We start from the raw sequence: 12152 nt of genomic DNA, 5'->3' as shown, positions 1-12152 counted from the left end.
GAGCAGAACTACTTCGACGACAAGCTGTTCGACCCGCTGGTTTACTGGGACCAGGGCAGCTACTTCCACGAAGGCAAGCTGGACCGCCTGCGCGAGTCGCTGACCAAGCTCGATTACTTCAGCGTGATCGACATCCAGCCGCGCCCGGACCAGGCCGATGAAAACGGCGAGGTGCCAGTCGATGTGAAGCTGACGCGGGCCAAGCGCAGCATCTATTCCTACGGCCTGAGTTACGGCAGCGAAAGTGGCGCCGGTGTGCGTGGTGGCCTTGAACGGCGCTACCTGAACAGCCGCGGCCACAAGATGAACACCCAGCTGGACTATGCGCAGAAGCGCAAGAGCCTGATCACCAGCTACCGCATTCCCGCATTCAACTGGCTGGATGGCTGGTATACCTTCGCCGCCAGTGCCTACGACGAGCAGACCGACTACATCGATCTGCGCAACTTCAAGCTGATCGCCAGCCGCAGCGGCGAGATCAACGAGAACTGGACCGCCATCGCCTCGATCAACGCGCTGCGCGAGCGCTGGCGCTATGCCTCGGGCACCGAGTTCACCGATGCGGTCTACAACACGTCCACGCTGGTCTACCCGCAGATCGTGGCCGACTACGTGAAGGTGGACGATGAGCTGTTCCCGCGCAGCGGCATCAGTGGCACCGCGACGGTGCGTGCCGGCGTCGAAGGCGTCGGATCGGACACCAGCTTCGTGCAGGCCAATGCCGTGCTGCGCTGGTACATCCCGGTGGGGCCGACCAATCGCCTGATCCTGCGCGGCGAAGGCGGCACCACCTGGACCAGCGACCTGGTGGCGATGCCGCCCAGCCTGCGCTACTTCGCCGGTGGCGACCGCAGCATCCGCGGTTATGCCTACCGTGAGGTCGGCCCGCGCACGCCGAAGCCGGACAAGTACGCGCTTGGTGCCAAGCACCTGGTGGTCGGCTCGGCCGAGTACGAGCATTACTTCAATGGCGGTCCGTGGGGTGCAGCGGTGTTCGTCGACACCGGCAGCGCCTTCGATACCAACATCGACCTGCACACCGGCGTCGGCTTCGGCGTGCGCTGGAAATCGCCGGTGGGCCCGGTGCGGGTCGATATCGCTCACGGTCTGAACAACCCTGATTCGCAGTTCCAGCTGTACCTCAACATCGGAGCGGACCTGTGAGCACGCCCGCACCGACTCCGTCGCCGAACACGCCGCCGCGGCGCGTGCGCTTCTACCGTCGTCGCCGCTTCTGGGCATGGTCCGGCGCGGGCGTGGTCGGCCTGGTGCTGGTCGCCCTGTTGGCCGTGTACTGGCTGCTGCAGACGGTGGCCGGCCGCGATGTGCTGCTGGCGCAGGTGGTGGCGCGCCTGCCGGTGGGTGCCAGCTTTACCTGGGACAAGGTCGATGGCCCGGTGGCCGGACCGCTGACCCTGTACAACGTCGACTTCCGCTACGACGACATCCATTTCCACGCCGAGCGCGCGCACCTGGAGCCGGACCTGCGCCCGCTGCTGGGCCGCAAGCTGCTGCTGGACAAGCTGGAGCTGACCAACGCTACGCTCAATCTGGCCAAGAGCGATGAGCCGTTCAAGCTGCCGTCGTGGCCCGATTCGCTGCCGCAGATCGAAATGCCGCTGGCGATCCAGGCCGATGTGATCGCCATCGACAGTTTCCGCATCAGCCAGGCCAACGAGCCGGTGATCGACATCAGCCGCGTGCGCGGTGGCATCGAGATCGCCAATGGCGAGTTCCAGGCGCGCAAGCTGGTGGTGGACAGCGACATGGGCAATTTCACTGCCCAGGGCCGCTACATCCCGGCCAAGGACTACGACACCGACGTCACCGTCACTGCGGTGCTGCCGGCACCGCGCGGGCGTACCGCGGCCACGGTCGGCCTGGTCGCGCGCGGTGACCTGGCGCATATGGAAGTGGCGCTGGCCGGCCGCGCACCGAAGCCGCTGCACGCGATGCTGGTGTTCGATGGCCGCACCGATCCGACCTGGAACGCGACTGTACGCAGCGACGAGCTGGACCTGGCGCTGTTGTCGCCGGCATTGGCCAGCTCGGCCATCGCGCCGCTGGCATTGGACTTCACCGCCTCCGGCAAGGGCGGCAACGCCAACCTGCATGGCCGGGTGAAGCAGGGTGAGCAGGAACTGGAGCTGGCGCCCTCGGTGGTTTCGCTGCAGGACCAGGTGCTGAAGGTCTCGCCGCTGGTGGTCAAGGGCCTGGGCGGCGAAGCACGCCTGGAAGGTACCGCCGATTTCAGCCAGGAAGACCAGCAGAAGCTGAACTTCTCGGTGATCGCGCAGGACCTGACCTGGGTGCCGGCACCGGACCCGAACACCGCCGGCAGTTCGCCGGTGCCGGTGACGCTGAAGGAAGCGCGCTTTGGACTGGCCGGTACCTTGAAGGCGTGGGCGGCGATCGGCCGTGCCGATGTCGAGCGCGAAAAGCAGAAGGCGCAGCTGCGCTTCGATGTGCGTGGCAACGATCAGGCTGCGGAGATCCGCGAACTGCAGGCGCAGACCCCGGGTGGCCAGCTGCAGGTGGAAGGCAAGGTGGCCTGGGCACCGCAGCTGGACTGGGATGCCAAGGCCACGCTGAAGGATTTCGACCCGGGCTACTTCGCACCGGGCTGGGATGGCCGTCTGTCCGGCAATCTCGCGTCCAAGGGACGCCAGCTGCCGCCGCCGGCCAATGCGCCGCCGGGCACTGCGGGCACGCTGGAGGCCACGGTGGACCTGCCGTCGCTGAAGGGCATTCTGCGCCAGCGCAATGTGGATGCCCAAGGCAAGTTCGCCCTGCAGGGTGAACAGGGCCAGGGTGAATTGAAACTGGCCGTCGGCAGCAGCCGGGTGACCGCCTCGGGCAAGGTCGGCGACCGCCTGGACATCGATGCGCGCTTCGAGCCGCTGCAGCTGAGCGATCTGCTGCCCGGCGCCGATGGTGGCCTGCGTGGCCAGGTGCAGGTGAAAGGCCCGCGCGATGCACCGGACATCACTGCAGATCTGGTCGGCAACAATCTCAACTGGGACGGCTATGGCGCTGAAAGCCTGAGCATCAAGGGCCGCCTGCCGTGGCGTGGCGACAGTGGCACGCTGGCGATACAGGGCCAGCAGGTCAATGCCGGCATGCTGCTGGAACGCTTGAACATCGATGCGCAGGGCAGTGTCTCCAACCTGCGCCTGGCCGCACAGACCCGCAACGAACTGGGGGCGATCGAGCTGCAGGGCAGCGTTCGCCAGCAAGGTGAACAATGGCGTGGCGAACTGGCCACGCTGCGCATCGCACCGGTGAAGGGCGATGCGTGGGCACTGCGTGCGCCCGCGGCATTCGCCATCAACGGCAGCAACTACACGCTGGGCGAAACCTGCCTGGGCGCTGCGACCGGTGGCGCCCTGTGCGCACATGCCAACTGGCCGCGCGAAGGCCTGGTGGTGCGCGGCGATGCGTTGCCGCTGGCGCTGGTGCAGCCGTGGTTGCCGCCACAGTCCGGCCGACGCATCTACCTGCGTGGCGAACTCAACCTGGACGCGCAGATCCGGCCGCGTGGCAACGCGTGGGAAGGGCACGTGGAAGTGCGCTCGGCCGAAGGCGGCGTACGCCTGGGCGAGAACCGCAACACCGGCGTCGGCGATGCCAACCGTGGCGAGCTGGTGCGCTATGACCAGTTCTCGCTGAAGCTGGACATGACCCCGGCCAGCATCAAGGGCTACCTGGGCATGGGCTTCCAGGGCAACGGCTTCGTCGATGCGAAGATGCAGACCGGTTGGGAGCCGAGTGCGCCGCTCAACGGCGAGCTCTACCTCAACATGTCGCGCCTGTACTGGCTGGAACTGTTCTCGCCGGATGTGGTGCGCCCGACCGGCCTGATCGAAGGCCACGTGAGCCTGCGTGGCACGCGCGGCCAGCCGTCGCTGGGCGGTGATGCGCAGCTGAGCAACTTCAAGGGCGAGTTCCCGGCGCTGGGCCTGACCTTCGACCAGGGCAAGGGCAGCTTCGTCGCCCAGCCCGACGGGTCGGCCAAGATCACCGCACAGGCCAATTCGGGCAAGGGCACGCTGTATGTCGACGGCGGCCTGTCCTGGTTCGGCGATGCACAGCCGCTGCAGCTGAAGATCCACGGCGAGAATGTGCTGCTGTCCAATACCAGCGAGCTGCGCATCATCGCCAATCCCAACCTGGACTTCACCCTGGCCAAGGCCGCGATGGAGCTGCGCGGAACGGTGCACGTGCCCGAGGCCGACATCGATCTGGAGCGCCTGGACCGTGGCACCTCGGTGTCCGAGGACGTGGTGGTGCTGGACCCGGCCGATCCGGAAGAGTCGCGCACCTCGCCGCTGGATATGGAGCTGGCCGTCAGCCTGGGCGACAAGGTCAAGATGAGCGGTTTCGGCCTGAAGGGCGCGCTGACCGGCAAGATGCAGGTCTGGGCCAAGCCCGGCCGCGAGATGACCGCCAACGGTGGCCTGGAAGTCAGTGGCCGCTACAAGGCCTATGGCCAGGACCTGACCAYCACCCGCGGCAACCTCAACTGGAACTACAACGCGGTGTCCGACCCGCGCATCAATATCCGCGCCGAGCGCCGGATCGGTGATGTCACCGCCGGCATCGACGTGACCGGGCGCGCGCAGCAACCGCGCGCCGATGTCTGGTCCGATCCGGCGATGTCGCAGTCCGAAGCACTGGGTTACCTGGTGCTGGGGCGCAGCCTGACCGGTGCCAGCAGCGACCAGACCCAGCAGGTGAACGCCGCATCGGCCGCGCTGTCGGCGGGCAGCGGGCTGCTGGCTTCGCAGCTGGGTGCCAAGCTGGGCCTGGACGATGCCGGCGTCAGCCAGTCGCGCGCGCTGGGCGGCTCGGTGATCGGTGTGGGCAAGTACATTTCGCCCAAGCTGTACGTGGGCTACGGCGTATCGCTGGTCGGTGCCGGTTCGGTGATCACGCTGAAGTACCTGCTGCGCCGCGGCTTCGACGTGGAAGTGGAATCGAGCACGGTGGAAAACCGTGGCTCGTTGAACTGGCGGCGGGAGAAGTAGAGCCACGCCATGCGTGGCTGCGGTGGCGCCGAGCCCGGCGCTGCCGTAATCCACGGTTGGGCCAGCGCGGACGGCCGCACTGGACATGCAGGCTTTTCATCCAGCAGGCCTGCACCAGTGCCTGCGCGATCATAGCGACTGCGTCCACCAGCCCCGGTCTTGGTGCGTCCTGCCTCATCGGAGCGAAGCGTTGCAAGAAGCACTGGTGGATGATGCCGAGTACAGTGCCGCTGTCGATCAATCGCTCACGTACTGGCGGGTGCCTGCAATACCAAGCGATCTCCCCTTGTATCGCTGGGGCTGGTGATAGAAGCCCTGTGGGCTATCGCCAAGGCGCCCAGCAGAGTGCACGCCAACAGCAGCGCCACGACAACACGCTGCCACAGGGGCAGTCGGCGGCGCGGCGCTGAATGCAGCCGATTACCGGCCGCTGCCGCCCAGAACAGGACTTGCTTGCGCTGCAACGGCGGCGGCGGAACCACGAACCACATGATCGGCTCGCCGACCAGGTAGTGCAGAGTGTCGCGCATCTCGCGTCGCGTGTGCGCTGACCGCGCCTGCCACCGTGCACGTAGTGGTCGCCAGCGCCCACTCAACCGAGCCACGCGCCCGCGGGCCTGTGCTACGGAAACCGGTGCATCATCGCGATGCATGTAGCGCGCAAGAGCAACCTCGTTACCTCGCAACAGCAACCAGCGCACGTGCATGCTGTGGCCAAGGGCGGCCATGTCGTAGCACTCGCGGATATTGCCCCGGTCATACCACTGGAAGCGGTCGGCCAGCTGCTCGAAGTTCGCCTGCGGAAACGGCGTGGTGCCATTCATCAGCCGCTGCCAGGTTGCCAGCTTCACTGCGCTGGCATCCGCGGGTGCCTGCAGTTCCGGGGACTGCTGCAGCCAGGCTGCGAAATCTGCCGGATCGTGCTGCTGCCCGTGGCGGACGATGCGGTCGGCAAGCGCTTCGGCGGCAGATGGCCCCGTCACTGCGGCTTCATCATTCATGCGTCGTGATTTCCTTGCGGCTTGCCACGCAGTATTTCCGCTGCCGAGCTGTGCGTAGCGGGCCTGTTCACAGAACTGCCCCATCGGCGCGTTTCACGCCGATCAGCGAATGCGTGGTGCCCAGATCGATTCCTGCGATCATCGGTCCTTCCCTGGTATCCGTGCCTGATTCTAGCCAGCATCGGTGCCCCCAACCATCGGCCGTTGCCCCATCCGGCCCCAGCAGCTATGGTCCCGGGCTGTTCTGTCGTACCGGATTGCCTCATGTCGCCACGCAAAGCCCTCCCCACCGCCCTGGCCCTGGGCCTGACCGTCGCCGCTGGCGCCCATGCCGACGAAGGCATGTGGATGCCGACCCAGCTGCCGGAGCTGGCCAAGCCGCTGCAGGCGGCTGGCTTCAAGGGCAACCCGGCCGATCTGGCCAACGTGACCGCGCCGCCGCTGAGTGCGGTCGTGCGTGCCGGCGGTGGCACCGGCTCGTTCGTGTCGGCCGATGGCCTGCTGCTGACCAACCACCACGTGGCAATGGGCGTGATCCAGTACAACAGCTCGCCCGAGCACAACTTCATCAACGATGGCTTCATCGCCAAGGGTCGCGCCGACGAGCGTCCGGCCAATCCGGACTTCCGCGTGCTGGTGACCGTCGGCTTCGACAAGGTGACCGACCAGGTGCTGGCACAGGCCAAGGGCAAGACCGGCCGCGCGTACTTCGACGCGGTGGATGCAGCCAGCAAGCAGATCGTGGCCGAGTGCGAGAAGGACGGCAGCGTGCGCTGCTCGGTGGCCAACATGTATTACGGCACCGACTTCTACCGCATCGCCCAGCTTGAGCTGAGCGATGTGCGCCTGGTSTAYGCGCCGCCGCGYGCGATCGGCAACTACGGCGATGAGATCGACAAYTTCATGTGGCCGCGCCACACCGGCGACTTCACCCTGCTGCGTGCCTAYGTGGGCAAGGACGGCAAGCCGGCCSCSTACAGCAAGGACAACGTGCCCTACCAGGCACCGGCGCACCTGCAGATGTCGGTGGAAGGCCCGAAGGAGGGCGACTACGCGATGCTGGCCGGTTACCCGGGCATCACCTACCGCCATCGCACCGCCGCCGAGTTCGCTGGCCAGATCGATACCGTGCTGCCGCGCCGGGTGTCGGTGTTCCAGCAGATGATCGACACCATCGAAGCGGCCAGTGCCAAGGATGCGCAGGCACGTACCCGTTATGCCTCGCAGCTGCAGTCGCTGAAGAACAACCGCAAGCGTGCTGCCGGTGAGCTGGAAGGGCTGCTGCGCAGCGATGCCAAGGCCCAGCGTGCGGCCGACGAGCAGGCGATGCTGGCCGCCACCGACCGCAAGTACCAGGGCGACATCAAGGCGCTGCTGGCCAACCTGTCGCAGGGCGCGGCGGTGGGCGAGCGCGACCTGCTGCTGGAACAGATGGCCAGCCAGAGCCAGCTGCTGCGCTCGGCGTTGCTGCTGGAACGCCTGCGCATTGAATCGGCCAAGCCGGATGCGCAGCGCGAGACCGGCTACCAGCAGCGCGACCAGGCGATGATCGAGGGCGTGCTGAAGCAGGTGCAGCGCCGCTATGCACCCGAGGTCGAGAAGGCGCTGCTGACCACCCTGTTGACGCGCTACCAGCAGCTGCCGGATGCGCAGCGCGTGGCCGAGTTCGACACGGCCTTCGGCCGTACCCCGGCACAGCTGGCGCAGGCGCTGGACACGCTGTATGCCGGCACCCAGCTGGGTGACGAAGCGCAGCGCCTGTCCCGCTTCGCCGCTGCCCGCGAAGGCAAGGCGCTGGCCGCCGATCCGCTGATTGCCGTGGCCGGCCCGCTGGTGGCCGCGCAGCTGCGCATCGAAAACGAGAGCAAGACCCGCGAAGGCGAACAGCTGCGCCTGCGCCCGGCCTACATGCAGGCCTTGTTCGCCTGGCGTGCCAAGCAGGGCCGTGCGGTGTACCCGGATGCCAACCGCACCCTGCGCATCAGCTACGGCAAGGTGGAAGCGCTGCACCCGCGTGATGGCGTGACCTATTCGCCGGTGACCACCGTGGCCGGCATCGTCGAAAAGAACACCAACGCCTATCCGTTCGATGCCCCCAAGCCGCTGCTGGCCGCGATTGCCAAGGGCGACTTCGGCAGCACCGCCGACCCCGCGCTGAAGACCCAGACGGTCAACTTCCTGACCAACCTGGACACCACCGGCGGCAACTCCGGCTCGCCGGTGCTCAACGCCAAGGGCGAACTGATCGGCCTGAACTTCGACAGCAACTGGGAGTCGGTCAGTGCCAGCTGGTGGTTCGACCCCCGCTACAAGCGCGCCGTGCACGTGGACATGCGCTACCTGCGCTGGCTGCTGGCCAAGGTCTACCCGGCACCTGAACTGCTGAAGGAAATGGGCGTTCCGGCGGAATAACGCCGGTTCCCGGTAGGCGCCCACGATCTCCCGGCAGGTGCCCACCGTCTTCCGGTAGGTCCCCACTGTCTTCCGGCAGGTGCCCACCGTTTCCTGGTAGGTGCCCACCTTTCCCTCTGGTGGGTGCCCACCGTTGGTGGGCACGGACGCCTCTGCCACGACCAACGGTCATGACCCACCTTTGCGCCCCCCCGTCGTGACCTACCATCACGATCAACGGTCGTGATCTACTGGCCCCTCCTCCGACGGAAACACGCGCTTGGTCTCCAGCTGGATCCTGCTGCTGGTCTCGGTTGCCTACGCTGCGCTGCTGTTCGGCGTGGCGTGGTGGGGCGACCGTCGGCCGATGTACCCGGACCGGCCGTGGCTGYGGCCGGTCGTCTACAGCCTGGCGCTGGCGGTGTACTGCTCGTCGTGGACCTTCTACGGCGCAGTCGGTACCGCCGTGCGCAATGGTGTGGGCTACCTGCCGATCTACATCGGCCCGTTGCTGCTGCTGCTGTTCGGCTGGCGCATCATCGAGCGTCTGGCGCTGATCGCGCGCAGCCAGAACGTGGTCTCCATCGCTGATTTCATTTCCTCGCGCTTCGGCCGCTCGCGGCGGCTGGCGGCGCTGGTGGCGATCATCGCGCTGATCGGCATCATTCCCTACCTCGCCCTGCAGTACAAAGCGGTGGCGATGAGCCTGCAGGTACTGACCGGCAACACCGGCCCGACCGGGTTCTTCAGCGATCCGGCCCTGTACGTGGCGTTGCTGATGGCGCTGTTCGCCACCCTGTTCGGTACCCGCCAGGTGGACGCCACCGAACACCACCACGGCATGATGCTGGCCATCGCGCTGGAGTCGGTGATCAAGCTGGTGGCGATGGTGGCGGTGGGCGTGTTCGCCTATGTCTGGCTCAGCGACCGCAACGAGGCGGTGGTGGAGTCGGTGCATACGCTGTTCACCGGGCTTCCGCCGGTGGGGTTCATTTCGCAGACGCTGCTCAGTTTCCTGGCCATCATCTGCCTGCCGCGCCAGTTCCATGTGGCGGTGGTGGAGTGCGGGGATGTGCGCGACGTGCGCCGCGCGCGCTGGATGTTCGGCGGCTACCTGGTGCTGATCTCGGCGATGGTGCTGCCGATCGCCACGGCCGGCATCAGCCTGTTCGGTACCGGAAGCGGCGTGGCCGACGACTCGATGGTGCTGGCGTTGCCGCTGGCCGAGGGCCGCAACGCGCTGGCACTGATCGCCTATATCGGCGGGTTCTCTGCCGCCACCGGCATGGTCATCGTGTCCTCGATCGCGTTGGCGACGATGGTCAGCAACGATCTGGTGATGCCGGTGCTGCTGCGTCGCAGTGGCGACCACCAGGAAGCGGCCGATGTCGCCTCGCGGGTGCTGTGGATCCGCCGGCTGGCGATCCTGCTGCTGGCACTGATGGCCTACAGCTACTACCGCAGCAGCAGCAACGACAGCACGCTGGCCTCGTACGGACTGATGGCGTTCGCCGCGGTGGCGCAGTTCGCGCCGGGCCTGATCGGTGGCCTGTACTGGCGCGGCGCCAGCCGTCGTGGCGTCGAGACCGGCATGCTGCTCGGCTTCGCCACCTGGCTGTACACCCTGCTGCTGCCGGCGATGACCATGGCCGGCTGGATGGATGCAGGCTGGGTGCAGCATGGTCCGTTCGGCATCGATTGGCTGCGGCCGCAACAGCTGTTCGGCATGACCGGCTGGGACCCGCTGACCCATGGCACGTTCTGGTCGCTGCTGGTCAACGCGGCGACGATGATGCTGGTATCGGCGCGTTGGCGTCCGGGCGTGGATGAGCGCCTGCGCGCTGCGCCCTTCCTCGATCCCTATGCCGAGCGGCCTTCAGTGGCCGGTGGTTGGCCGGGCCACGTGCACGTGGGCGACCTGCTGGCACTGGCCTCGCGCGTGGTCGGCGAGCGCCATGCGCGGCGCTCGTTCTTCGAACAGGCGCAGTCGCTGGGGCGCGAGCTGCAGTCCTCGGCACCGGCGGACCGGCCGTGGGTGCAGTTCACCGAGCGCCTGCTGGCCGCATCGATCGGGGCGGCGTCCGCGCGCCTGCTGCTGACCAGCCTGCTGCGTGGCTCCGGCATGGACCTGGGCGAAGTGGTGGCGGTGCTGGACGAAGCCGGGCAGGAACTGCGCTTCAACCGCGAGATCCTGTCGACCACCCTGGAAAACATCAGCGCCGGCGTCAGCGTGGTCGACCCGGACATGCGCCTGACCGCGTGGAACCGGCGCTACCAGGACATGTTCGGCTATCCCGACGGCATGCTCTACGTGGGCCGCCCGGTGGCGGATCTGATCCGCTACAACGCCGAGCGTGGCGAGCTGGGCGAGGGCGACATCGAAGTGCAGATCAACCGCCGCATCGGCTATATGCGCGCCGGTTCGCCGCACGTGTTCGAGCGCACCCGCAGCGATGGCAAGGTGATCGAAATGCGTGGCCAGGCACTGCCCGGCGGCGGTTACGTCACCAGCTACAACGACATCACCGACTACAAGCACGCCGAACGGGCGCTGCTGGAAGCCAACGAAACACTGGAACAGCGCGTGGCCGAGCGCTCGCATGTTGCGGAAGTCGCACAGCAATCGAAGACCCGCTTCCTGGCGGCGATCAGCCATGACGTGCTGCAGCCGTTGAATGCGGCGCGACTGTTCGCTTCGGCGCTGCGCGACAGCGACCATGTCAGTGACGAGCAGCGGCACCTGGCCGAACGCGTGGATGCGTCGCTGCGTGCGGCCGAAGAGCTGCTGGATGGGCTGCTGGACGTGTCGCGGCTGGATGCTGGTGGCCTGCATCCGGTGATCGGCGAATTCGATGTCAGTGCGTTGATGCGTGAGCTGGCCGCGCAGTACACGCCGGTTGCGGCCGGGCGTGGGCTGCGGCTGGATCTGTTCGCGCGTACCACCTGGGTGCGCAGTGATCGCCGCCTGCTGCGCCGCGTGCTGCAGAACTTCCTGGCCAATGCGCTGCGCTACACGCGGCAGGGGCGCATCGTGCTTGYCGTGCGCCAGCGCGGCGACGAAGTGGAGCTGCAGGTGTGGGATACCGGCCCCGGCATTCCCGAACACCACATGCGACAGATCTTCGATGAGTTCCACCGCTACCAGCAGCCGTTTGACTGGGGCGAGCAGGGCCTGGGGCTGGGCCTGTCGATCTGCCAGCGCATCTCGCGCCTGCTTGACCATCGCTTGAATGCCCGCAGCCGGGTTGGCAGTGGATCGATGTTCTCGATCATCCTGCCGCAGGTAGCGCCGTTGCCGGGATATACCGAAGCGCTCACCGTGGCGCAGGCCGCACCGCCGATCCGCAGCGATTCGCTGGCCGGCCTGCGCGTGCTGTGCGTGGACAACGACGAGGAGATCCTCGATGGCATGCGCGCGCTGCTGGGGCGCTGGCAGGTGCAGGTGATCACCGCATCGACGGTGGACCAGGCGTTGCAGAAGATCGCCGAGCGTCCGCAGGTGATGCTGGTGGACTACCACCTGCACGATCGCATGGATGGCCTGGATGCACTGGTGGCACTGCGCGAAGCGGCGGGCTATCCATTGCCCGGCGCGCTGCTTACCGCCGATGGCCGCGATGAACTGAAGCGGATGGCACGCGAGCGCGGCTATCGCCTGTTGACCAAGCCGATCAAGCCAGCCTCACTGCGCGCGTTCCTGGGCGCGTTGCGCGACGCCCGGTAGTGCCGGCCG

General features: G+C 67.0%; 5 protein-coding genes. 4 read left to right on the top strand and 1 reads right to left on the bottom strand.

Annotated elements, in window-relative coordinates; all coding sequences use genetic code 11:
* Positions 1-1164 (top strand): autotransporter assembly complex protein TamA (locus AC1DJN_RS05750; protein WP_478038975.1); only part of this gene is annotated, 1164 nt, incomplete at its 5' end.
* Positions 1161-5027 carry a translocation/assembly module TamB domain-containing protein gene (locus tag AC1DJN_RS05745; protein ID WP_478038974.1) on the top strand — a complete coding sequence of 1289 codons (3867 nt, stop codon included), beginning with the start codon at positions 1161-1163 and terminating at the stop codon, positions 5025-5027. The genes AC1DJN_RS05750 and AC1DJN_RS05745, both read left to right, overlap by 4 nt.
* Before the next feature lie 245 nt (positions 5028-5272).
* On the opposite strand, the gene AC1DJN_RS05740 is transcribed toward AC1DJN_RS05745, so the two are convergent.
* Positions 5273-6028, bottom strand: a complete 756-nt coding sequence (locus AC1DJN_RS05740) for a hypothetical protein (RefSeq protein ID WP_442251894.1) — start codon at positions 6026-6028, stop codon at positions 5273-5275.
* 264 nt (positions 6029-6292) lie between these two features.
* Here AC1DJN_RS05740 and AC1DJN_RS05735 point away from each other — a divergent pair, with 264 nt between their 5' ends.
* Together AC1DJN_RS05735 and AC1DJN_RS05730 are read left to right on the top strand one after the other, a co-directional pair.
* Positions 6293-8440 (top strand): S46 family peptidase, encoded by a 2148-nt coding sequence (locus tag AC1DJN_RS05735; RefSeq protein WP_478038973.1) that lies wholly within the window; start codon positions 6293-6295, stop codon positions 8438-8440.
* Between the two features lie 259 nt (positions 8441-8699).
* Positions 8700-12143 carry a hybrid sensor histidine kinase/response regulator gene (locus AC1DJN_RS05730; RefSeq protein WP_478038972.1) on the top strand — a complete coding sequence of 1148 codons (3444 nt, stop codon included), beginning with the start codon at positions 8700-8702 and terminating at the stop codon, positions 12141-12143.
* Positions 12144-12152 lie beyond the last annotated feature (9 nt).

The organism is Stenotrophomonas sp. 05L414_2 (assembly GCF_056397905.1).
The sequence above is the reverse complement of the archived record's forward strand: the minus strand, read 5'-3'. Positions and strand labels throughout refer to the sequence as shown.

Excerpts from the sequence above, each read along its gene's own strand:
- AC1DJN_RS05740 (WP_442251894.1), bottom strand. The coding sequence starts at position 6,028 with ATGAATGATGAAGCCGCAGTGACGGGGCCATCTGCCGCCGAAGCGCTT.